Annotated in this window: 26 protein-coding genes; 14 read left to right on the forward strand and 12 right to left on the reverse strand. The window is 55.6% G+C overall.

The features are described from left to right. The first annotated feature begins 287 nt into the window (after positions 1-287). From ACF8D4_RS19015 to ACF8D4_RS19050, 8 genes are all read left to right on the forward strand, one after another. Complete coding sequence (locus tag ACF8D4_RS19015) at positions 288-1,094, forward strand: TonB family protein (protein ID WP_392466215.1); 807 nt, start codon at positions 288-290, stop codon at positions 1,092-1,094. A gap of 14 nt (positions 1,095-1,108) precedes the next feature. Beyond that, positions 1,109-1,825 carry a MotA/TolQ/ExbB proton channel family protein gene (locus tag ACF8D4_RS19020; RefSeq protein WP_025888648.1) on the forward strand — a complete coding sequence of 239 codons (717 nt, stop codon included), beginning with the start codon at positions 1,109-1,111 and terminating at the stop codon, positions 1,823-1,825. After that, a complete protein-coding gene (locus tag ACF8D4_RS19025) occupies positions 1,822-2,229 on the forward strand; it encodes an ExbD/TolR family protein (RefSeq protein WP_392466218.1) in 408 nt (135 codons plus the stop codon). Before ACF8D4_RS19020 ends, ACF8D4_RS19025 begins: the two co-directional genes overlap by 4 nt. 64 nt (positions 2,230-2,293) lie before the next feature. Next, on the forward strand, positions 2,294-3,133 hold the full coding sequence (locus ACF8D4_RS19030) for a hemin ABC transporter substrate-binding protein (RefSeq protein ID WP_025888647.1): 840 nt from the start codon (positions 2,294-2,296) through the stop codon (positions 3,131-3,133). 2 nt (positions 3,134-3,135) lie between these two features. After that, on the forward strand, positions 3,136-4,155 hold the full coding sequence (locus ACF8D4_RS19035) for a FecCD family ABC transporter permease (RefSeq protein WP_392466221.1): 1,020 nt from the start codon (positions 3,136-3,138) through the stop codon (positions 4,153-4,155). Positions 4,156-4,163: 8 nt separating this feature from the next. Next, positions 4,164-5,009: a heme ABC transporter ATP-binding protein gene (locus ACF8D4_RS19040; RefSeq protein ID WP_342206851.1), complete on the forward strand. Its 846-nt coding sequence runs from the start codon at positions 4,164-4,166 to the stop codon at positions 5,007-5,009. Between the two features lie 169 nt (positions 5,010-5,178). Further along, positions 5,179-5,520 carry a DUF2956 domain-containing protein gene (locus ACF8D4_RS19045; protein ID WP_025888641.1) on the forward strand — a complete coding sequence of 114 codons (342 nt, stop codon included), beginning with the start codon at positions 5,179-5,181 and terminating at the stop codon, positions 5,518-5,520. A gap of 206 nt (positions 5,521-5,726) precedes the next feature. After that, positions 5,727-6,785 (forward strand): hypothetical protein, encoded by a 1,059-nt coding sequence (locus ACF8D4_RS19050; RefSeq protein ID WP_208162634.1) that lies wholly within the window; start codon positions 5,727-5,729, stop codon positions 6,783-6,785. Here the strand turns inward: ACF8D4_RS19050 and ACF8D4_RS19055 are convergent. Beyond that, the gene (locus ACF8D4_RS19055; protein WP_025008880.1) at positions 6,687-6,992 is read right to left on the reverse strand and encodes a winged helix-turn-helix domain-containing protein; all 306 of its coding nucleotides are present in this window, start codon (positions 6,990-6,992) and stop codon (positions 6,687-6,689) included. The genes ACF8D4_RS19050 and ACF8D4_RS19055 overlap by 99 nt on opposite strands. Positions 6,993-7,217: 225 nt before the next feature. On the opposite strand from ACF8D4_RS19055, the gene ACF8D4_RS19060 reads away from it, so the two are divergent. Genes ACF8D4_RS19060 through ACF8D4_RS19070 form a run of 3 tightly spaced genes read left to right on the forward strand, consistent with a single transcriptional unit; the run spans position 7,218 to position 9,839 of the window. Beyond that, entirely contained in the window at positions 7,218-7,766 is a 549-nt protein-coding gene (locus ACF8D4_RS19060) for a PH domain-containing protein (RefSeq protein WP_392466225.1), read from the forward strand. A gap of 5 nt (positions 7,767-7,771) precedes the next feature. After that, entirely contained in the window at positions 7,772-9,250 is a 1,479-nt protein-coding gene (locus ACF8D4_RS19065) for a PH domain-containing protein (RefSeq protein ID WP_345880301.1), read from the forward strand. Between the two features lie 25 nt (positions 9,251-9,275). Continuing rightward, a complete protein-coding gene (locus tag ACF8D4_RS19070) occupies positions 9,276-9,839 on the forward strand; it encodes a DUF924 family protein (protein WP_107353080.1) in 564 nt (187 codons plus the stop codon). Positions 9,840-9,864: 25 nt separating this feature from the next. On the opposite strand, the gene ACF8D4_RS19075 is transcribed toward ACF8D4_RS19070, so the two are convergent. Continuing rightward, the gene (locus ACF8D4_RS19075; protein WP_025008878.1) at positions 9,865-10,296 is read right to left on the reverse strand and encodes a universal stress protein; all 432 of its coding nucleotides are present in this window, start codon (positions 10,294-10,296) and stop codon (positions 9,865-9,867) included. A gap of 89 nt (positions 10,297-10,385) precedes the next feature. Here ACF8D4_RS19075 and ACF8D4_RS19080 point away from each other — a divergent pair, with 89 nt between their 5' ends. After that, the gene (locus ACF8D4_RS19080) at positions 10,386-11,630 is read left to right on the forward strand and encodes a lysozyme inhibitor LprI family protein (RefSeq protein ID WP_208170075.1); all 1,245 of its coding nucleotides are present in this window, start codon (positions 10,386-10,388) and stop codon (positions 11,628-11,630) included. Between the two features lie 51 nt (positions 11,631-11,681). On the opposite strand, the gene ACF8D4_RS19085 is transcribed toward ACF8D4_RS19080, so the two are convergent. Next, positions 11,682-12,065, reverse strand: a complete 384-nt coding sequence (locus tag ACF8D4_RS19085) for an STAS/SEC14 domain-containing protein (protein WP_028779496.1) — start codon at positions 12,063-12,065, stop codon at positions 11,682-11,684. 199 nt (positions 12,066-12,264) lie between these two features. Between ACF8D4_RS19085 and ACF8D4_RS19090 the strand changes: the two genes are divergently transcribed. Both ACF8D4_RS19090 and ACF8D4_RS19095 read left to right on the forward strand, forming a co-directional pair. Further along, positions 12,265-13,713 carry a coniferyl aldehyde dehydrogenase gene (locus tag ACF8D4_RS19090; RefSeq protein ID WP_345869144.1) on the forward strand — a complete coding sequence of 483 codons (1,449 nt, stop codon included), beginning with the start codon at positions 12,265-12,267 and terminating at the stop codon, positions 13,711-13,713. Continuing rightward, positions 13,710-14,324, forward strand: a complete 615-nt coding sequence (locus ACF8D4_RS19095) for a TetR/AcrR family transcriptional regulator (protein WP_345869143.1) — start codon at positions 13,710-13,712, stop codon at positions 14,322-14,324. The genes ACF8D4_RS19090 and ACF8D4_RS19095 overlap by 4 nt, the downstream gene beginning before the upstream one ends. Before the next feature lie 191 nt (positions 14,325-14,515). Here the strand turns inward: ACF8D4_RS19095 and ACF8D4_RS19100 are convergent, their stop codons facing one another. The 9 genes from ACF8D4_RS19100 to ACF8D4_RS19140 form a co-directional block, all read right to left on the reverse strand. Continuing rightward, positions 14,516-15,301 carry a CsgG/HfaB family protein gene (locus ACF8D4_RS19100; protein WP_025008874.1) on the reverse strand — a complete coding sequence of 262 codons (786 nt, stop codon included), beginning with the start codon at positions 15,299-15,301 and terminating at the stop codon, positions 14,516-14,518. Next, the gene (locus ACF8D4_RS19105; RefSeq protein ID WP_345869142.1) at positions 15,298-15,690 is read right to left on the reverse strand and encodes a curli assembly protein CsgF; all 393 of its coding nucleotides are present in this window, start codon (positions 15,688-15,690) and stop codon (positions 15,298-15,300) included. The genes ACF8D4_RS19100 and ACF8D4_RS19105 overlap by 4 nt, the downstream gene beginning before the upstream one ends. Positions 15,691-15,702: 12 nt before the next feature. After that, positions 15,703-16,101, reverse strand: coding sequence for a curli production assembly/transport protein CsgE (locus ACF8D4_RS19110; protein WP_044735964.1), 399 nt, complete (start codon positions 16,099-16,101; stop codon positions 15,703-15,705). A gap of 188 nt (positions 16,102-16,289) precedes the next feature. Beyond that, a complete protein-coding gene (locus tag ACF8D4_RS19115; protein WP_345869141.1) occupies positions 16,290-17,624 on the reverse strand; it encodes an ATP-binding protein in 1,335 nt (444 codons plus the stop codon). Beyond that, positions 17,621-19,051, reverse strand: coding sequence for a sigma-54-dependent transcriptional regulator (locus tag ACF8D4_RS19120; protein ID WP_392465962.1), 1,431 nt, complete (start codon positions 19,049-19,051; stop codon positions 17,621-17,623). Before ACF8D4_RS19120 ends, ACF8D4_RS19115 begins: the two co-directional genes overlap by 4 nt. Before the next feature lie 126 nt (positions 19,052-19,177). Beyond that, complete coding sequence (locus tag ACF8D4_RS19125) at positions 19,178-20,377, reverse strand: ABC transporter permease (protein ID WP_144220448.1); 1,200 nt, start codon at positions 20,375-20,377, stop codon at positions 19,178-19,180. 10 nt (positions 20,378-20,387) lie between these two features. Continuing rightward, on the reverse strand, positions 20,388-21,698 hold the full coding sequence (locus ACF8D4_RS19130) for an ABC transporter permease (RefSeq protein ID WP_208162639.1): 1,311 nt from the start codon (positions 21,696-21,698) through the stop codon (positions 20,388-20,390). Between the two features lie 11 nt (positions 21,699-21,709). After that, positions 21,710-22,432, reverse strand: a complete 723-nt coding sequence (locus ACF8D4_RS19135; RefSeq protein WP_044735187.1) for an ABC transporter ATP-binding protein — start codon at positions 22,430-22,432, stop codon at positions 21,710-21,712. Positions 22,433-22,467: 35 nt separating this feature from the next. After that, positions 22,468-22,716 carry a hypothetical protein gene (locus tag ACF8D4_RS19140; protein ID WP_208139248.1) on the reverse strand — a complete coding sequence of 83 codons (249 nt, stop codon included), beginning with the start codon at positions 22,714-22,716 and terminating at the stop codon, positions 22,468-22,470. Positions 22,717-22,724: the final 8 nt, after the last annotated feature.

A 22,724-nucleotide genomic window follows, 5' to 3' on the forward strand; every position in this document is an offset into this window, starting at 1 on the left:
AAAGGATCAAATAATAATTATTATCATTTGCGATCTTATTTCTACTCGTATATCTTAACCCAAAAGAAGGGTAAGTTCCGGGAGTGGTGCCGTCTGTAGCAGCAGAATAGCGGCGCTATCCAAACGGTAAAGGCTGGCCGGACAGTAAAGGCAGGAACCATGGAATGGTGGCGGCTCAGGGACAGAGCCGACCCAAGACAGAACAGCATTGAGCCTTACGGGTCATTGCTTAGTTGAATTTGAACATTCACCCGCCGCAACAAGCGGTTGTAAACAGGAGTAACGGCGTGACCCCCAAGCGTTATTGTGGTTTTGCGCTCATGGCATTGTCACTTCAGAGTGCCGTATTGGCCTCTCAGACTGCCACCCCAGATCCTTTGGTAATGCCCACCAAGGGCGGTTTGCAGTTGAGTTTCAGCGCAGCTCCTGCTACATCGTCCCAAACTGCCTCTGCCCAGACTCAAAACCAGACTGCTACCGCCGAAAGCCACCCTGCGGCAAAAGCCCCATCCGCTAAGCATAAAGAAGCTGAACATAAAGCCCCTCAACATCAAGAACCGCTGAAACAGAATGTGGCGAAACCTGAACTGCCAAAGTCAGAGCAGCTCAAAACCAAGCCTACCAAAGCGAGTCAGAAACAAGCCTCAAAGATGAGCAAGCCACAACCGACTCAGGAAAAGCCGCGAGAGATAGCAGAGAAACCTGAATCGAAACACGCCTCAACGACTCCGCGAGCAGAACCTGTGCCCCGTGAGGAGAAGCCGGGCATTCCTTCGTCGCCGGTTCAAACAGCCGGCACCCCAGGGCTGAATCACACCATAGAGCTGGCTGAGCCTGTATTTGCCAGCCCGCCGACGCCGCCGAGCTACCCCAGACTCGCCCGCAAGCGGGGCTTTGAGGGCACGGCTCTGGTGGACATCTTCTTTGATCATCAAGGCAAAACCCAAAACGCCCTGCTCGTCAGCAGCTCAGGCTATTCCATTCTGGATGAAGCGGCATTGGCCGCCGTACGCCACTGGCAGTTCAGCATTCCTTCCCAAGCCTCAGCCGCCCGTTTCAAAGTCAGGGTGCCGGTTCGCTTCGCCCTTAATTAACAGTTGGAGACACGATGGAATTAAGTTTGTACCAAAGCCTGCACCAGCAACTTGGCGATCTCACCTGGCCTTTGCTCATCTGCGCCTTTCTGACCCTGATGATATTGCTGGAGCGCTTTGCCATCTTGTTGCCGAGCCTGTTCAGGCGCCAATCCTGGCTCGGCGAATTGCGCAGCGGCACACTGGATGAAAGTTGTGACAGCCTGCTTGAACGCCTGAAAGATAACCGGGGACTGATTTCCTGCGGTGCCCGCCATTTGCTGAGGCAGGCCGCACAACCCAAGACGCTGCGGGAAGAGTTGTTGTCACTTTGGCTGGCAAAGGAGAAACGCAAACTCCACGCCGGGCTCAAGTTGCTGCAATACATAGGTGCCATCAGCCCGCTTCTGGGTTTGCTCGGCACTGTGCTGGGGCTACTGGAGATGTTCAACGATATTGGCGCCAATCAGAGTGACAGTATCACTCCGGCCTTGTTGGCCTCGGGCTTGGGATTGGCCATGTACACCACAGCCGCCGGCTTGTTGATCGCCGTACCCGCGCTGTTGGGAGCGCAGCTGTTCGGACTCTGGGCCGAGCGCTCTGTGGCCTCCTGCGCCCATGTACTGAATCAACTCAACCTTTGGCTGGAAGGGGTCCCACTGCAGGGCGAAGACAATGATTACGCTGCTTTTAACCTGACCAAACTCAGTCAAATCAATGGCAAGCGTCGTCATCCGGAGCCGCTGTCATGATTGAAATTAAGGAAGAGCATGGCCTGGATAGCGGCCTGGATCTAACCCCCTTGATAGACATCATCTTCATTGTGCTGGTGTTTTTGCTGCTCACAGCCAATCCCAAGTTATTGAGCCTGCCGATTGAAGTGCCGGATAACAGTGCCACGACTTTGAGCCCACAAGCGCAGACTCAATTGACGGTAAGCGTGTTACCCCAGGCGCCGTTCTGGGCGCTCAACGAACAAAAATTTGCCCGGTTCGACGCGTTCGAGCAGGTACTGACTCAGGCACTGGCCGACAACCCCGAACTGACCTTGGTGGTAGCCGCCGACAAGGAGGCAAGAGTCCAGCCGCTGATGCAACTGCTGAGTCTGCTGCAGCGGCTGGAGATCAGCCAGACCCGGGTCCTGATGGAACCCTAAACAACTGATGAAACCTCAGACACAAGTCTGTGGCGATGAGTCCCTGAATTATTTTGGAGCTAGAATGAAAAACTCTCTTATCTTCCTCTGTGGCCTGCTCGCCATGCCGCTTTTTGCCGCTGAAGAGCCCCCCAAGCGAGTGATCAGTGCCGGTGCCGGTGTCACTGAATTGGTGCTGGCATTGGATGCCGCCCCACAACTGGTGGCTGTCGACGCCAGCAGCGCCCTGCCAAAGACGCTGAAACTGCCAAGACTCGGCTACCACAGAATGCTGTCAGCCGAGGGCATATTGGCGCAAAAACCCGATCTCCTGATTGGCACCTCTGTGATGGGACCGGCCAGCAGCATAGACCTGGTAAAACAAGCTGGTGTGCCGGTTATCACCCTGAAGGCGGCCGATACCGCCGAGCAACTACAGCAAAATATCCTCACTCTGGGAAAGGCCCTGAATAAGGAAAAAGCCGCCACCGAACTAGCCGATACCCTGGGTGGCAGGTTACAGCAGCTGGCGCAATCTGCGGCCAAATTCGAACATCCGCCCAGAGTCATGTTTATGTTGCTGCAGTCAGAGCGTCCCGCCAGGGTCGGCGGCGCCGATACGGCCGCCGATATCATTATCCAGCTGGCCGGTGCCACCAACGCCGCCGACTTCAGCGGCTACCGTAGCCTGTCTCAGGAAGGCATTCTGGCGCTCAAGCCAGAGCTGATTTTACTCTCAAGCGCCAGCGAGCAACCCGAGCCTCAAGCCGATAAGCTACTGAAGAGCATGCCGCTACTGGCCCATACTCCGGCCGGAAAAGCCGGTTTGATCCGGGATCTTCAACCTCAGGCATTACTCGGGGGATTGGGTATCTCCGCCATTGAAGCGGCCGAGTCCCTGAATCAGGAACTGCTGGAGCAATAATCATGGCTGCCGTGCTGCCCATCCACCGCCATCCCTGGCTTTGGCCTGGACTCGCCAGCCTGCTGGTGTTTTCCGCATTGCTCTCGATAGCAACCGGGCCTGTGACCATAGGCTTGAGCGATATAATCGACTCCCTGTTTGGCTCAGTAGCCGCCGGGCAGGAAGCCAATGCCCTGATAGTGCAAAATGTCCGTCTGCCGAGAACCTTGCTGGCACTGATTGTCGGCGCCCTGTTGGCACAGTGCGGCGCCGTAATGCAAGGCCTGTTTCGTAACCCTCTGGCTGACCCCGGCATCATAGGCGTGTCCTCGGGCGCGGCGCTGGGAGCCGCCATCTGCATAGTGCTACTGCCAAATCTTGGCAGCTATGCCGTCCCCCTTGGTGCTTTTCTCTGCGGTCTGGCAACCAGTTTACTGGTTTACCGGCTCGCCACTTCAGGTGGCAGCACCTCAGTGGTGTTACTCTTGCTGGCCGGGGTGGCTATTACCGCCTTGGCCGGTGCCGGAATTGGCATGCTGACTTTCCTTGCCAACGACATGGCGCTGCGGGATCTCAGCCTGTGGCAACTGGGGGCCATCGCCGGTGCCAGTTGGCAATCCGTATTTGTCTGTCTGCCGGTACTGGCCTTGGTGAGTTGGCAGTTCAACAAACAGGCATTGGCGCTCAACGCCCTGTTGCTGGGCGAATCCGAGGCGCGTCATCTGGGCATAGAGGTAGACAGGCTCAAGCTGAAGTTGATCTTACTCTGCTCTTTGGGTGTCGGTGTTGCCGTGGCGGCCACCGGCATCATAGGTTTTATCGGACTGGTGGTACCGCATCTGGTGCGGCTGCTTAAGGGGCCGGATCATCGGCAACTGCTGCCGCTGAGTGCCATTCTCGGCGCCGTGCTGCTGGCCTTGGCCGACTCAGGGGCCCGCACCTTGATGTCACCGGCCGAGATCCCTGTCGGCCTGATGACGGCTCTGCTCGGCGCTCCCTTCTTCCTCTATCTGCTGCTGAGTCAGCGACGTAAGCTTTATTGAGGTACTCCATGCCTTCACTTGAATCCGTGACCGCGACAGCTGCCGCACAAACACCGGCTATATCATTTGAGTCCACCGCAGTTACTGAGCAAGTACTGGAGCTCAAACATCTCCATGCCAGAGTCGACAACAAGCCCTTGCTGACCGATGTCAGTTGCCGACTGCAAAGCGGCCAATTTTACGCTCTACTGGGGCCCAATGGCGCCGGCAAGTCCAGTCTGCTAAGGCTGTTGACTCAGGAGCTCAAGGCCGACGCCGGGCGGATAAGCCTTCACGGCTCGCCTCTTGGACAGTGGCCGAAGCAAGCCTTGGCCAGGCATCTGGCCATGTTGCCGCAACACTCGAGTCTCAGCTTTCCCTTCAGCGTTCGTGAAGTGGTAGCCATGGGCCTGTATCCTCTCAGTCTCAGTGCCTGGGATGCCGCCCAACTGGTTGAGCAGCAACTGTGGCGTCTGGATCTGGCTCACCTGAGTGAGCGCAGCTATCCGGCACTGTCCGGCGGTGAACGCCAGCGGGTTCAGTTGGCCAGGGTTTTGACTCAATTGGCCCAGGCCGAGCACTCGCCTGTACTCTTGCTGGATGAACCCACTTCGGCGCTGGATTTGGCCCAGCAACACAGAGTACTGCGGCTCGCCAGAGAGCTGGCTCATGAGCAGGACTACACTGTATTGGCCGTGCTGCACGACCTCAACCAGGCCAGTCACTATGCCGATCAGTTACTGGTTATGGACAAAGGAAAACTCCTGGTTCAGGGCGAGCCCCAACAGGCTTTGACGCCTGAACTGATTTCCAGGGTCTGGCACTATGAACCGGGCACCTTCGCCGACGCGCAGGGGCAGAGACTCTATTTTTGAGGCAATCAAAATCTTGCCAATAAAGGCCCTTGCAATATGGCCCTGCCATAAGAGCATTTGACCCCGAACAAGTTCAGCACCGACAAGCGCCTTTGATGTGAAGCCGTCTGTGGTCAGAACTCCAAGCCGGCAGGTATAATCCTAGGGTCAGTCATCAACCCCATCAGAGATGAATAAGAAGCCAGCGATTTCCAACGAAACCCAAACCGAAGCCATGCGCATGGCCAAAGCCACTCAAAAGGCGGGGCAAACCAAGGAGCAAACCCGCCTCATTGCCCAGGGCATAGAGAAAGGCATTGCCGAATACAAGAAGCAACAAAAGGCCAAGGCCAGAGCAAGAGACAAGGCGCGCAAGCAAGAGCTGAGACAGAAAAACAGGCTCCAGCACGACTCGGATGACAGCGCAGATGCGGCAGAAATAACGCCATCCCATGCCCCCAAGTGGCTGCTGTGGTTTCCCTGGATACTGCTTGGCCTTAGCTGGCTTGGGTTTGCTCTCTACCTGGCTTGAAAAACCTGGTCTTAGAAACCAGACTTGAAAAAGCCGGGCTTGGCCATAAAAATGTAAACAGTGCCAACTCGCGACAGGGCTACTCTGTCGCTGCGCATAGAAGCGGATTTATTTAGCGAAAATGAGTGGCGAAAGCTATTAAATAAGCCTTCGCAGCACCCGCGATTTTGCGACTCACCTTTTAGGAAGCCTGTCAGGAAGACTCGATGAAAACCACTACTCTCTCGGCCGGCATGGCTTTGTTGTGTAGCTTACTGCTTTGCAACTCAGCAATGGCCTATGATCCCAAACCCGGACACCTGCGCCTCACCGAACTCAGCTATCAGAAACTGGCGCAATGCCGCGGTAAAGTAGTCAACCCCGCCAGATTACAGCGACTGCAGGACGGCAACCTGGCCATGGATGAAGGCGCCGCCAAACTGCCTTCTTCCCTGTATGACAATCCCTGGAGTGATCAACTGTTTCCGGCCTATCGCCGCGTTGGCAACTGGCACTTTTATCATCCGGATAAAACGGACAAAGAGACAGTACAGCCCGGCCTTGTCAATATGTCGCAGCAACGCCTGTGGGCCAGGGCGCAACTTGGGTTAACCATGGCCAATGACTCGACCCAGCGGGATTACTTTGTCGGTGCCCTGCTGCATCTGTTGCAGGATGTCAGCGTGCCCGCCCATGTTACCCCCGTCTATCACGGGCCGTCCCTTGTTGGCCTGTTTCCGCTGTTCACAACCAAGCTTACCCACTATCTCAAGGGGGAGCGCAGAGCCAAGTTCTATGGCATCAAGGATCCGATAGATTCATCGCCGGTTACTATAGAACTGGAGGATTTACCATGCCCGACAACCGACTCAAAGTTGAATTATGATGCCATTCGTGAGCTACTGGCACGGCAAACCCTGGCGGCCATGGCCGAGCCCATTCCCAACTGCGGGAACAATCGTTGGCAACTGTTTTGGAACAAAGAACTGCCCCACAACTATTTCAAAGGCTATAACCTGGAGTTACCGCCATTTGGCAGCAATGGTGATCTAGTCGTGGGAATGCAGACGCAGTGCGAATTTAAGGCTAAAGGCAATCAACTGCAGGATCAGCGTTACTATGAATTTATCCAGCAGCGCCATATCCAGGCGGTTCTGGCCGGTATGCTGCTGTTACAACAGGCGGATTCAACTGTCGGCGAACAGCAGGGCGCGGATCTGCTCCAGGTGAGTGCCGACCCAGGCGCTGTTAATCGGGCCCCAGGTGCGAATGTGGTAGTGCCCTGAGTTATTCCGGCGGCCATCCTGGATAAAGTCCACCTGAATACCTATATCGCCGAAGGCGGCAATGGCGTCCTGTAAGGTGCGGCGCGGCATACCGGTTTCCTTCTGTAAGGACAACAGGTTATGTTGGGTATCGTCTATCAGATGGGCCAGATAGAGCTTACGCAGAAAGGCGGTTTGCTGTTTGGATACCTTATCGGCTTGGAACATACTCATCGTCCTGATGGTTTACAGCCAGTAACGGCGCGTTTGGGAGGCAAGCGCCACACGGGCAACAAAGTCTTGCTACCAAACTACTTGATATCCAGTTGTTAACACAAGTGCAATCGCTTAGGATCCGGAACTGCATCAAGTCTCTGCCATCCAAGCTAGCTGCTTGAAGCGACAAACTCTCTATTGCTATAGTCAGGTCAATGCCTCAAGGACTCAAAGCACATGGATACCCGCTCGCCCCACTCGCCCCTGCCTCAGCAGCAGTGGTTGGGCTTTGACAGCCAACCCTTGACCCCTTTGTCTCCCCGCTACCGCCAACAATTACTGTGGCAAAATCTGCTGCTGATGGCGCTGGTCATACTGCTGCTAGTGCCTGCGTTAATGCTCAGCGCCAAGCTGAGTGGTCTTGGAGTCATCATCTCGGTCACGCTGGCACTGCTGCTTTTGGGATTCAAGACCTGGCTCAATCAAAAACAAGCCGAAGCCATGGCTTATGGCGTTTGTGAATATGGCATTTTGCTGCGTGAAGGGCTTTGGTGGCAGATCCATACCGCCATGCCGGCCAGCAGGCTGCAACATGTGAGCCTGTCTCAGGGGCCATTGCAGCGCCATTTCGGGCTGACAAGTTTGCGCTGCTACAGTGCCGGCAGTTCGGCGGCCGAGGTCAGCCTGCCCGGGCTGGATATTGAAATAGCCGAAGCACTGCGCCAACATCTGTTGTCTCTGGCGGGGAAGGATGGCGGTGAAACCTCGACGGAGACGCCGAATTGAGCCAGGTGCAGCAAGCCAACTGGCACTCGCTCTCACCCTGGGCGATCATCAGTTTCAGCCTCACCAGCCTGAAGCACTTCCTCAGCAACGGCTATGCCCTGGTGCCTATCCTCTATACCGGCTGGCAGCAGGGATTTGACTCCGTCTGGCTGCCACTGGCACTGGCATTGACCCTGATAGTGATTTTTGCCCATGGGCTGTTGAGCTGGCGCAAATTCCGTTATCGCTTGACTCGAGGACAACTCGAGGTCCACAGTGGCGCCCTGTTCAAGCGCAAAGTCGAGCTGCCGATAGACAGAATTCAGAATGTGCGTCTGGAACAGCCTTTTTACTTCAAGCCGTTGCGACTGGGTAACTTGATAGTGGAAACTGCGGGTTCGGCCAAGGATGAAGCCTGCTTAAGTGCCGTCACCCAAGCTCAGGCCGAATCACTGAGGCGGCAATTGATGAAACGGGCCGACACAGACGAAAACGCCCCCACCTCAGCACCGCCAAACTCCCGCTTACTGGTGAAAAAGTCTCTGGCAGAGCTGGCACTCTTTGGCCTGTATCAGAATAATTTTGTTTGGTTTGCCGTTATCGCAGGTCCGGTACTCAGCCAGCTCGAAGGCAGTCAACTGATGGAGCTGGGGCTGACACAAGTCTTCGACTGGCATCAGCAGCAGGTGAGTGGCAACCTGCTGCTGGAGCTGGGGTTCCTTGTCGGCCTTCTGCTCCATGGCTATCTGCTGTTTTCCTTGATCTCAATAGTCGCGGCGCTGCTGAAATATGCCCCCTATCGCCTGACCCAGGAGCTGGAAACATTACAGCGTAGCGGCGGCCTGCTGTCCCACCAGCAAGACATACTCAAGCAACACAGAATTCAACTCATCAGTTTGCAGCAGCCGCTACTGGCCCGCTGGCTGAAACGCTGGACTCTGAGCTTCAAGCAGGTAAAAGGCAATGAGGTGGAAGGCGGCAGCAACAATCACATGTTGGTGCCATCGCTCGGTAGAGGCGAAGTGCATCGCCTGCTAAAAAGGCTCAACCAAAGAAGCAGCAAGGCCGACCGTATTCCGAATCGTTGGCACCCCATTCACCCGAGCTGGTTTTACTATAGGGCGCTGTGGTGCTTAACGCCGGCGCCGCTGACATGGGCATTTACCGGCCCTACAACAGAGACCTGGTTGCTGTTGCTGGCCGGAGTGTTGGCTGTCCTGGCGCTTTATCTACGCTATCGTCAATGGGGTTTTTGGCGGGTTGAAAACGATCTCTGGATCCACAAGGGGCTCCTAGGCCACAGTTGGCAGTTGGTGTCGCTGAGCAAGGTGCAACATCTGCAGCTGATCCAAAGCCGGGGGCAAAAACGCCGAGGCCTCGCGAGCCTCAAACTGGGGCTGGCCAGCGGCGAACTCACACTGCCTGCCATCCCGCTGGCCAAGGCGCAGGATATCGCGGCGCAAACCCTTGGGCTTATCGCCCATGATCACAGCAACTGGATTTAATCCCATTCAAATAGAAGGAATTGCCATGTCAGTTCAAACCGCTTCCGAGTACAGGCCACAACAGATAATCCATTTTTGGTTTGAAGAGATAAGCCCCAAGGCTTGGTGGGTCAAAGATCCTGAGTTTGACAACACAGTTGAGCGTCGTTTCGGTGCCTTGCTACATGCTGCCCGCCAGGGCGAGTTATGGCATTGGCGACAAACGCCACAAGGGCGCCTGGCGGAAATTTTGCTGCTGGATCAGTTCTCGCGCAACATTCACCGCGATACTCCCGATGCCTTCAGTGCCGATCCCATGGCATTGGCTCTGGCGCAGGAGGCGATCAGCATAGGCGCCGACAAACAGCTGCAAGCCCCTATGCTGGCATTTCTTTATATGCCCTTTATGCACAGCGAGTCGGCGGTTATTCATCAGCAGGCACAGAAACTGTTCGCCTCGGAACAAACCAAGGACAACTATGACTTTGAGTTGAGGCACAAGGCGATTATTGACAGGTTTGGCCGTTATCCCCATCGCAATGCCATATTGGGACGGCAGTCGACCGCCGAGGAGCTGGCCTTTCTCGAGCAGCCCGGCTCCTCGTTCTAGTACTCATTCAAGCCGCATCGACTTGTTACTTCACCACCAACACGGGGCAGCGAGCCTTGTTGGCCACGGCCTCGGCCACATTAGTACTGAGAAAATGGGCCAGGCCACTGCGACCGTGGCTGGCAATCACTATCATACCGACATCGGCAGACTCGGCTTCGGCCAAGATCTCCTCAACTGCGTCACCGCGGCGAATGACAGTTTCAATTTTCAGCGGACTGTTCAGCTTGGCCAGCAACTCATGCATCTTCTCGGCGGCGGCCTTCTCCATGGTTTGCGCCAACTCTTCCGGAGTGATGATCAACAACTGATAGTTTTCATCACCTATGGGCTGATCCACTACGTGCAAAATACGCAGCCCAACATGATAAAGGTTGGCCATTTCAATGGCATATCTCAATGCATTGGCAGCTGTATCACTGAAATCAGTGGGCCAGAGGATATCTTTGTTACGCATAGTGACCTCCTTGACACGACAGGCATCGACTGATGAGATACCTGTCGAATAATATCAACAAGTTATATTGCAATATTTTGAAGCACCCTATGAATACTTTACTCCATTTACCCGCGGCAGTAAGCCTATTGGTGATTATTTTTACCCCGGTTTACGCCGAGGATGCCGCCAGCCTGGTAGAGCGTGCCAAGGCGCTGCAACAAGCCGGACAGAGCCAGCAGGCCAAGCCGCTCTATGAGCAGGCTGCGGCCCTTGGCAGCAGCGAAGCCCACTTCATGCTGAGCTACAGTTATTCCTTACCTTTGGCCGAAGACATAGCGCATTTAAGCCAGGCAGCAAGGGCCGGTCACCCCAAGGCATTCTATTACCTGACAGATCGCCTGTTGACCCGCGGCGGCACAGAAAACAGTGCCGATCCTGTTAGGCTGGGCGAGGTGTTAAAACAGTATCAAAGTCACCATCCGGACTTTAACTTCGACTATCAAACCACACTGGATGCCTGCATCTATGCCGGCAAGCCCGATTTCAACCGGCTTAATGCTCTGAGCGCTCCCTTAGAGGAAGGCTATAGCTATCGTTTGTGGCAACAGGCTGAAAACCTCTCCAAACTGCAAGATGGCAACAATTATGATCGCCAGGTGCTGCAGCTCATCTGTTATGGCGCCGAGGTACCGGCCGAGCTGGATATAGCCGTCAAAGACAGGCTCAAACTCGACCCTGGTGCCAAACAGACCACTGAATTTGATCTCTGCAACGCGATTACCAGTGGTATGGGGATGGGCTTTTGCGCCTCCCGGGAAGAGCAGCGACTGGAGCAACAGCGCCTCGCCAAACAAGAAGGGATCAACCAAAGCATCAAGCAACGCCTGGGGCAAGCGCCGCTTAAATTACTCGAGCCGGCCAACCGCGCATTCGAGCTATGGCTGCAAGCGAAAACCTCAAGGGAGGAAGGCCATGGTGGCAGTGGTCGCAGCGCCTTTATTATCGGCTCCCAGAGCGAGCAGCGGCAAGACTATCTGGCACGTTTGGAAATGCTCAGTAAGGGAGAGCAAGTGGTGAGCACTTTCCCTGACTTTGCCGGCGCCGACAAAGAGCTCAACCGGGTGTACCGCACCTTGATGAAGAAACTGCGCCCTGCGGATGACCCCGAGCTTTATATGTTTGAAGTGACCAAAGAAGACCTTCGCGCGGTGCAGAGGTTGTGGCTTAAATACCGCGACAGCAATGCACGCCTATTTGCCGCGCTCCAGGAATCCACCACTGAGCAAGAGTGGCAAGCACTCTTGACTCAGGAGCGTAGCGAGCAGCTCAAAACCCTGTTGGAATGGCAATAAAAAAACGCCCGCACCTTCTCACAGGTCGCGGGCATTTCATGGCAAGGCGGTTTAGTCTTTCAGCCAGTCGATGGCATCGAGGCGATCAACAAAGAACTTCATGTCCCCTGGCGTAAACCAGTCGGCCATCTTGGTCATCCATTCCTGCAAACTGGTATTGCCTATGATGGCAATCTTCTCGAAATGGCGCCCATGCTTGATCCCCAACTTGAGATCGTCCCACATGGCCCTGGCTTCCCAACCATCCATTTCGGTGACATCCAGCAGAGCGTAAATATCCGGATCCTTCACACCGGCTATCGCCGATTCCAGCATAGGCACCATGTATTCATAGTCTTCGTGGGTCAGTTTTCCCACGGCTTTCATGGTGACAAAGAAATCGTCATCACCATAACGCTCAATTCCGATTGAAATACCATGCATGTTCAAGCTCATCATCAATTCCTTATGTCAACGATTTCAAAAACAAGGCCCCATCTATTCGATTTCAGTCTAGTTGGCGGCCGTGACGCATTCTGTGATCCATATCAAATATAGCTCTGCTATTGCCAACCGCCGCAGACTGAACTAACATCAGACCGACTAATCAGTCGGTTACTTTAAAGGCAGCTTAATGGCTGCCGAAGGAGGCAAAATGTCGCTTGTTAACCCAGAGCCGCTCACAGTGGAGAATCAGCAATTACTGCAAAAATTCACCGTGCAGCGCCAGGCTTTCAGTGCCGCCCCCATGCCAAGCCTTGGCGAGCGCAAGGCCAAGCTCAAGGCGCTAAAACAAGCCTTGCTGAAACACCAACAGGCCCTCACGGATGCACTCAGTCGCGACTATGGCCACAGGTCGACCGACGATAGCCTGATCTCCGACATACTGCCGGTCGTTACCCAGATCAACTACAGCCTCAGGCACCTCAAACGCTGGATGAAACCCAGTCGCCGCCATGCCGGATTATTGCTGGCCCCGGCCAGCGTCAGGGTGGAGTATCAGCCCAAAGGCGTGGTGGGCATCATAGTGCCGTGGAACTTCCCTATCATGTTGTCCTTGAGTCCGCTGGCCACTGTGATTGCCGCCGGTAATCGCGCCATGTTGAAGCTGTCTGAATTTACTCCCCACACCAATGCCGCCCTGCGTACCCTGCTGGCCGAAGTCTTCGATGGCTCCGAGGTCTGTGTGATTGAAGGGGAAGCCGAGATTGCCGCCAGTTTCTCCGCCCTGCCCTTCGATCACCTGCTGTTTACCGGCTCGACTCAGGTAGGACGCCATGTGATGCGCGCGGCGGCCGATAATCTCACCCCTGTGACTCTTGAGCTGGGAGGCAAGTCTCCTGTGTTAATCGCCCGGGACATGCCCATGGAGACAGCGGTAGAGCGCCTCATCTACGGCAAGTGCCTCAACGCCGGGCAAATTTGTGTCGCCCCCGACTATATTCTCTGCCCCAGTGGTAAAGAGGCCGAGTTTATTAGCGCCTATCGGCGCCGCTTCCAGCAGTTCTACCCCGACTTTGCCAACACCCCGGACTATGGCCAGATACTCAACGAGCGTCAGGCCGCCAGGCTGGTCGCCCTCCTGGAAGATGCCACCGCCAAAGGGGCACAGGTATTTACCGCCGACCGCGAGCAACCACTCAGCAAACTGCCCAGCGCCGAACAGCGCAAATGGCCCACCTTGCTGCTGACCAAGGTCAGCGACGATATGAAACTGATGCAGGAAGAGATCTTCGGCCCTTTGCTGCCCTTGGTCAGTTATCAAGAGCTGGGGCAGGCGCTCGACTATATCAAGGCGCGCCCCAGACCTTTGGCCCTGTATCTGATGAGTTTCGATAAAGAAGTGCAGCAAAAGGTATTGTCCCAAACCCACTCTGGCGGTGTCTGTATCAATGAAACCGTGTTTCATGTGGCCGCCGACGATGCCCCCTTCGGTGGCATAGGCCCGTCCGGCATGGGGCACTACCACGGCCAGGAAGGTTTTCGCACCTTCAGCCACGCCCGCACTGTACTGTCCCGGGGGCGACTCAATACCGGCAAACTGGTGCATCCGCCCTATGGCAAGGGGATCCAGAAGCTGCTGCTGAAGGTGTTTCTCAGATGAAGCGCAGCAACGAAGCAACCCGGGCAATAAGCAGCAAACAGGACAAGAAGCAGCAGCTCTTGGGCAGCGCATTGCAACTGTTTGTCGAGCAAGGTTTCTATGCCACCTCGACCGCCAGCATAGCCCGCCACGCCGGCGTGGCCACGGGCACCTTGTTCCATCACTTTAGCAGTAAAGAAATCCTGATGGACCAGCTGTTTCTGGCCATCAAAACAGAGTTTGCCGACGCCATTTCAGCAAGCTTGCCAAAGGCGCCGGCAACCACCATTGAATTGCCGCAGCGGGCAGAAATGCTGTGGCAGGCCGGGCTCGATTGGGCGCTGGCGCAACCTCTGAAGCTGAGTTTCTTTGTGCAATACGCCATGTCACCCAGTGTCAGTGAAGCGGTCAGGCAGCAGGCAATGCATGGCATTCTCGGCTTTATCTCTGAACTGTTGGAGCAGGGCATCAACCAAGGGGTATTGGCAGACTTACCCAGAGAGCTGTTGCTGGAAGCTTGCCACAGCCAGTTCCTGGCGGCGGCGCGCTTCTTCTGCAACCAGCCTCAGAAGGCTACCAGAGAGGCCAGAAACGCCAGCTTTCGCCTATTCTGGCGCGGTGTGGCAGCCTAGCCATTTGAAGCCAAAATCCAATGGCAGCCGGAAGCCTGCCGCTTGAAATCGGCCTTCGGAAATGAGCCAGCTGAAATGAACGCCCTGGAGTTAGTCAAACAAAGGGCCCGCAACCGCGGGCCCTTCTTTTTGAAAATCAACAAACTGCGGTTTACCTATCGCTCAAGCTGTTGCTCTCTCGCTCAAGCTGTTTATCCCTGACTCAGGCTGTTGTCGTCGCCCGAAGCCTCGGCGCTCCAGTAACCCATGCGGCTCCCCTTATCGATAAGCTCGGAGACCGCCAGTTCTATCGCCTGCAACACACAAAACTGTACCGGCTCATTGGTGGTAAAGCCCACTTCGGCCTCTGCCAGGCGGTTCAAACTGGTGTATCGAAACAGACCGGCACGCATCTCCTGAGAGAACACCCGCTTGGTGGTATTGACCGACATCAGCACCTTGCCTGTGTGTACATCCACTGCCCTGAGATAAATGGTCACCTGATCTTCCCGGTACAACTCGGAGGCGCCTATGCCGTAGTATTCCACACCGCTGCCGCCGGTTTCCACGTTGGTTTCATAGCTGATGATCCCGCCTTCCAGAAGCAGCCTGGCATTGGTCAGGGTCGGCACTTCATTATTGCGCCCCTGCTGCTTACCTGAGATCTTGCGCTCGGTCAGCAGGTTCTGCAGCCCTTCCCGCTCCACAGGGGTAAACCACCTGGAATCCAGCAGAGTCTGCACCAACATGGAAGTGGCCCCCTGGGTCACTGCGGTCGAGAAGGAACTGACATTGGCCTGGGGCTTATATTGCCCGGTCTGATCCCGGAAAGAGTAAACCGCAACCGGGATAGGAAAACGCGGCCCGGGACGCGACTGCAGCGCCTTCATGGTTTCACTCAAGGGATTTACCTGGGCCTCATTGATATTCAAATCAGGCTTGGGAACCAGGCTGCAGCCCCCCAGCAGTAACAGTGGAACCAGTGCCAGCCACCTCATGGATTACCTCCATAGATAGGCATCTCTATCACTGTGACTTCGCCGGAAAGCAGGTTGGTAATGGTCAACATCACGCCGTTACCTGTGGAGGCGACTTCGACGCGGTAGTCCCCCGTGTCATACACACCGTCGGTTATCTCGCCGTCGGCCACACCGCGGGTGATGGAGTTGATAATGTTACGCTCCAGCGACTCCTTGAAGCGGGTAACAAAGTCCTTTTCATTGCCGGCGGCCTGATTGTTATTTTGGGCCTGGGCCTTGCTCAGCAGAAACGAACCGTTGAGAGGGTTACCGCCAAAACTGGGGTTGATTGGGGTATAGACCAGTTCGGTGGCCTGCCCCGCAAAAGCCAGCAAGGCGCCGGCTGCGATTAACATCCTGAGTGTCATTGTGCTTGCTTCCTAAATTCCATCCCAATTGGATCCCAATTCCCCTGTCATGGATTGGGCTCTGACCGAGGCGATATAATCTATGGTCAAGAGAATCGCCTGTTCGGCCCGTTCCTTGATGGGACTGGCTCTGCGGCCAAAATGGGTTTGGTAAATACGGGTACCGTTAACCTCCAGTGTCAGCAAGGTGCCGGCCTGAGGGAAAACCGTTTCGTAAAGGGTGACATTGAATCCCTGGGTAAAGGGCAGATCCCGCCAATACCCCGAGTAGTAAAAACCAAAATCCTTGCCAAAGCGGGTCAGGGTTCTGTCTATGACCAGGCCACTGATCTCTATGTCATCCGCCTCGGCTGCGGCCAACGCCGGAGCAGACGGAAGTGTCAGCATCAGTAAGCACAAGATACAGCGCATGGATAACAAGACAGAGTGCGGCATTGTCCCCGAAAATTCCCTTTGTTGCCTGAAAAGGCCATTCCTTTAACAAGAGCATTACATTAACAGCAGCGCCGGAACCGAGTCACCCGCCAGCGACATATTTACCTGAAAAATAGCTATTTCGGCTGAGTCGAGATCCGCTGAAAATCACCCGAAAGTATGACTCACTGTTGCGGTAACCACAGCTGAACCAACAAGCCACCATCCTGACGGTTTTGCAGGCTGAGACGACCGTCGTGAGCCTCGGCAATCTCCCGGCACAACGCCAGTCCCAGGCCACTGCCCTGAGGCTTGGTGGAATAGAAGGGTAACAGCGCCTGCGACAACACCTCCGCTGACATGCCACTGCCGCGATCCATCATGCAGATACTGACGCCGGCAACTGGGTCGGCAGCATCACTGCGCCAACCAGAGCGGCCGGCTATCTGTAGCTCAATCTCCTCAGGCGCCGAGCCGGACTCATGGGCATTTTTGAGCAGATTCAGCAACACCTGTTCCAGCTGCACCTCATCGGCCAGCAAAGTCAGCGTAGGGGTCTCCCGGCAGACAAAGGCGTAATGCTCAGCCAACTCAGGCAGCAAGCGGGCCCATGGAATAACTTGTTTCCTGGGGCTGGGCAGTTTGGCAAAACGGGCATAACCTTCGATAAATTGCCCCAGATGATTGGTGCGATTTTCTATGGTATCGAAGATCAGGCTCAGCTTGGGATCGCGGTTCTCTGTGGTCAAGCGCCGACCCGAGTTGACCATGGAGGCAATAGGCGCCAGCGAGTTATTGAGTTCATGACTGATTACCCGGATCACCTTCTTCCACACCGCCACCTCCTGGCGGTTGAGCTCACGGGTCATCTGCTTGAGCAGCAGCAACTGATGCTGCTGACCATTGAGGTTGAACTGGCCGCGACTCAAGTGCCAGCTCTGGTTTTCGCCTTCCGGCAAGCCGAGATTGAACAGGCCATCGCGCTCACTCTCCAGCATTTGGCGCATCTCTTCGCTCACCTTGGCTTTGAGCTCAGAGAGGCTGCTTCCTTCCAGGCCTTTCCTGGCATTGAACAGATGTTTGGCGGCGTCGTTGGCATAAATGATATAACCCACGCTATCGCACAGCAGCATGATATTGGGCGAGTTTTGAATGACCTTATCCAGCAGCAATTCCCGCTGGTAAATATGCTGCCGCTCCTGCCTGAGCCGGGCCGACGCCTCGTTGAACAGTTGAGCCAGTCTATCCAGCTCGCTGATGCCGCTGTCCGGCAACGAGACACTAAAATCTCGATCAATCAGGTTAAGCATGCCGATTTCCAGCCCCGCCAGGCTGTCACCCAGGGTTCGGGTTAACCTAAGCCCTATGCCCAGAGCTGCCAGCAACCCTGCCACCGCCGCCAGCCATAACCATTCAGACCCCAACCACAACAGACAAAGCCACCCGAGCAGCAAACCCAGCAAGGTGCTCAGCAGCATGCCCAGCAGCAGCCTGTGCCTTAGACTGAGTCCTCCTGTCATGCCTGCCTCTTGCCGTCGATACCAAACTTCTCCATCCGCCGATAGAGCGACTGACGGCTGATGCCAAATGACTTGGCAACCCTGGCGATAACGCCGCCGTGCTCGGCCAGCGCCGCTTCTATTTCCGCCTTACCCGGCTCCTCTGTCCCGGCTGGTTGGCCATGGCTCTCTGGAGCTTGGCCGACACTTGAATCCAAGATAGTTTTCGAGGCGGTTCCCGCTGCCAAACCGAAATCACTGCAGCTCAAGGACTCGCCGCGACTCAGCAAAACAGCACGTTTACAGGCGTTTTCCAGCTCGCGTACATTGCCGGGCCAGTCGTGGGCCAGCAGTGCCTCTTTGGCACTCTTGTCCAACGTAAGGCTCTTGCTCAGCGCCGCGCTCTTGTTCAAGGCCGCGGCCGCGCCAACACAAAAGTGCTCCACCAGCGGCAAGATGTCGTCTTTGCGCTGCGCCAATGGCGGCAATGCCAGTTCCACCACATTGAGGCGATAGAAAAGATCCTCGCGAAAACGGCCTTCGATAATGTCCTGGCGCAGATCGGCGTTGGTGGCACTCAGCAGCCTGACCTTGACCTTACGGGTCTGGTGGCTGCCCAGGCGTTCAAACTCGCCGGTCTGCAATACCCGCAGCAGTTTTATCTGCCCGGACAGCGGCAGGTTGCCTATCTCATCCAGAAACAGGGTACCGCCATCGGCCGCTTCGAAACGGCCGATACGGGCCTTGGTGGCGCCGGTAAATGCACCGGCCTCGGCGCCAAACAGCTCGGCCTCCATCAGCTCCATCGGCAAGGCGCCGACATTGACCTTGATAAGCGGCTTGTGTTTCAGTGGCGAATTGGCGTGCAGTATGTCCGCCAGCTTATCCTTGCCTGCGCCGTTGGGGCCTGTGATCAGCACAGAGACATCCGAGCGTGCCAGTTGCAACGCCAGATCAATACAGCGCTCCATGGCAGCGCTGGCAAATACCAAACCACAGAGATCGGCACCATCGAATACCGCCTGCCGTTGCTGCTCACGCTGCTGCAACTGCTGGTTATCCTGTTGCAGCTTGTAGAGGGAAATCAGGTTGGCGACACTGTTGAGCAACTTGTTGTCATCCCAGGGCTTGGCCAGATAATCGGCGGCTCCGGCCTTCATCAATTCCACTGCCATTTCCAGCTCGGTCCAGGCGGTGAGCAAGATGATTGGCAGTTGCGGCTGGCGACTGCGCAAGGCGTGAAACAGTTCCCGCCCTTCCTCCCCCGAGGTGGTGTCGCGGCTGAAATTCATGTCCTGGATCACCAGGCTGACCTCTTCTTGCTCAATAAAGTACAGCGCCTCCTGAGGGCTCTGACAACTGAGCGGCCGGTAACCGGCAATTTCCAACATCAGCGACAACGCCTGACATACGGCCTGATTGTCATCGACAACGAGTACAGTATCCATCATGCCTGCTTGTTACATCCTGTTATATCTATTGTAAAAATTATGGGTAAAACTACCCTAAAGCTGCCGCCAACGCGAGCCAAACTGCATGAGCCATGCCGTCGACTCGAATGGGCGGCAGGCAGATCAGACGCTGCGGGTCGCCATTGCCGGTGAGATATTCGCCGCCCTGCGGGCAGGCAAGACCACAGCCACTGTAGTCACCAGCAACATGCCCACCACTGTCATCAGCGGATAGATGAGGTCGAGCTGTGGCAGGTCATAGTGCTGCATCAGTTGTTGCCCCAACACCACGGCAAGACAAGCCCCCAACAGCCCTCCGGCGATACAGATAAGGTAGTTTTCCGTCAGAAACAGACTCAGGATATCGGCCTTGGTGGCCCCCAAGGCCCGCCGGGTGCCAATCTGTTTGGTGCGGCGCTGAATGTTGAACATCACCATACCCGTCAGGCCCAAACTGGTGATCAGCAGCAGCAAAATCACCATCATGGACAGCACGCTGACCATGAGCTCGTGGTCACGATAGGAGCTTTGCTTTACTTCCTGGATAGATTGGAAATCATCGATCACCCGATTGGGGTTTTCCTTCATCAAGGCCTCGAGGATCTGCTCTTTCAACGCCTTGTGATGCTCGCTCGGCGCCCGCACCATGTAGAAATGCCCGGTGTAATCGACGTTCTGGATCAGGCTGTACTCGAGATCTTTGCTGTCCACCCAAGCACCCTGCAGTTTGTCGACCACTCCTATCACTGTGACATTCTCGTCCCTGTCGGCCCAGAGGGTCTTGCCCACGGCGGACTCGCTGGGCCAAACCTCATCGGCCAGCGCCTTGCTGATGATCACCAGCTTATTGCTGCCGTTAACATCATCATTGATCTCGTTGGCGTAGAAGTTACGCCCATCCACCAACTTGACCCCCAAGGTTTCCAGGGTGTGCTCTGTCCCCAGGTACATGGCAAGCTGAGGCGTCGTCTTGGACGTTTCCGGATCCGGCCCCAGATTCAGCGTGGTGGACCAGCCACTGCCACTGAGCGGCAACATATTGGTGGACGTCGCCGTGACGACATTGGGCAGGCGGCGGAGGATCTGCTGGTCGACCTTGTTCTGCAGCTTGGTATCTATATTGGGGTCGAAGTTGTAGACGGTAAAGGCCAGGATCTCCTGCTCGGCAATCCCGGAATCACGCTGCATCATGGTCAAACGTTCATGGATAATAAAGCTGGCATTGGCGACTATGGCCACCGATAAGATGATCTGCATCAGCAGTAGTATCGGGCCGCTCTTGCTGCGCATCAGGCTGCTGAAAACCGGTTTAATATTTAGCATAGTCAATCCCTTACTGGCTCTTGAGGTAAACGCTTGGTTTAGTGCGGCACACAACCCAAGCCGGATAAAGACCCGCCAACATGGCGGTTCCTACCGCTATCCCGGGGGTGATAAACCACATACTCAAAGACAGGTGCGTCAGCCCTTCGGCAACCCCGAAGCGCGCCGACAAGCTATAGAGTGCTCCCCAGGCCCAGGCGAGACCGAGAAAACCACCCAGCAGCCCGATCACGCCCACCTCGACCATGTATTGAGAGAAGATCTGCCCGCAGCTGGCCCCAATGGCGCGGCGCACGCCAACCTCGGGAGCTCGCTTAAGGAACTTGGTCAGCATCAATCCCAGAATATTGACCAGGCAAACACTGAGAAACAGTATGCTCAGCCCCACCAGAATCTTATTGTCCTCGGGCACTACATGATTTTTCTCCAGCCAGGCGTCTACATCGGACAGCTGCGCCGACTCAGAGGGAGACTTGCCATCGGTGAAGCGCCCCAGTTCTTTTTGCTGCTCGACATACTGAGCGAGGAAGTTCTTATAGGCGGCTCTGTCTTCTGCGCTTGGCAGATCGACCCAGTACTCGAGCCAGACTTTCTCTGAAACCAGTCTGTCCTGATAGTTGTCCAGACGCTCATACTTCCAACCCGAGACATTCCCCCAAATCGGAAACTCTTCATGGGCGGCCAGCGAAAACGGAATATACACTTGCTCGGCACTGGCAAAGGCGCCGCTGGTAGGATCGTAATACTTGGGCTGAGGGTTCCAGTCGGCTATCACGCCCACCACCTGAAAGGGTTTGCGGTTGAGATAGACCGTCTTGCCGACGCTGTTCTCGCCGCCAAACAGCTTCTGGTTCAGCTTTCTGCCGATAACCACTTGATAGGCCGCTTGCTCGTCCACTGATTTGTCCCAAACGTTGCCATAGAGAAAAGGCACTTCGAACAACGGGAAGAAGCCGCGGTCTGTCACCCTGACGCCCTGCAACATGGGCAGAACTTCAGGGTCATCCGTTTGCACCGCCATACCACTGCGGAACATGGCGGCCTGCGATTTGGGAAGATCCCCCTTACGCAGATTCATGGCATCCTGAAAGGTGATCAGCGAGTTAAACTCATCCCAGGAATCGGGTCCCTGGCTCCACAGCTGCACTGTGTTGAGTTGCTCGGTGCGATCCCCGGCCGGGTTGAATGACATCATGCTGTACACGTTCAGCGTGGTGATGGTGATCCCTATCCCCACAGAGATGGCCAACACCATCAACAGCGACAATATCGGCGTCTTTTTGATGCTGCGCCAGGCCAGGTCAACATAGTAAATAAACATGTTCGCGCTCCTTAGCTGGCCACTTGTTCGGCCACATCCAGCTGCGGCGCCTGTTCGGTTTGATAACGGCTGAAGTCACACACCTGACCATCCACTATCTGGATATTGCGCTGGGCGCGGCGGGCCAGCTCCGGGTCATGGGTCACCATGATGATGGTAGTGCCGGCCTTGTTGATCTCTTCCAGCAGTTCCATCACCTGGCGGGCCATCAGGCTGTCCAAATTACCCGTAGGTTCGTCGGCGAGCAGAAATCTCGGCTCCCCGGCCAAGGCGCGGGCGATGGCCACCCGCTGCTGCTGACCACCCGAGAGTTGTGAGGGCAGATGCTTCATCCTCGCCCCCAGGCCCACCTGCTCCAGCGCCTGCTTCACCCGCTTCTGGCGCTCCTTGGCACCAAAGCCGCGATAACGCAGTGGTACTTCAACATTCTCCGCCAGATTCAAGTCAGGGATAAGGTTAAAACCCTGAAAGATAAAGCCAATTTTCTCATTGCGGATGGCCGCTGCCTTGTTGTCACTCAGGTTGGAGATATTGACATCATCGAGAAAATACTCGCCATGGGTAAAGCCTTCGAGCAGACCGGCGATATTGAGGAAGGTGGTTTTACCCGAGCCCGACGGTCCGGTCACGGCAACAAATTCCCCCTCTTGCACCGCCAGATTGAAATCCCGTAACGCATGGGTTTCCACTAAATCCGTTTTGAACACCTTGTTGATATTTTTCATGGTTAACATGGTTTTAGTTCCTTATTTTTGCGTTATTCGGTGAGTTATTTTAGTTTCGTCAGGGCAGACAGGCATTGCCCAAGCCACTGGCCCGGCGCCATCGCGGTATGGCTGACATCGGTAACTTGCCCTGGCTCGGCCGACACAGAGTTGACTGTGGTGGCTTCGATAAGATTGAGTCCCAGCAGGAACCAGTCCGAGGTATCTCGGGTATAGATCAGAGTCGCCACCAGCAACAGCATAAGAGCCAGGGCCGCCACCAGACGTTCGGTGTTGAAGTTTTCGGTTTTCATTCTTCTCT

The sequence above is a fragment of the Shewanella sp. YQ_9 genome (genome assembly GCF_043103185.1).
In the GTDB taxonomy this organism is placed as follows: Bacteria; Pseudomonadota; Gammaproteobacteria; order Enterobacterales; family Shewanellaceae; genus Shewanella; species Shewanella algae.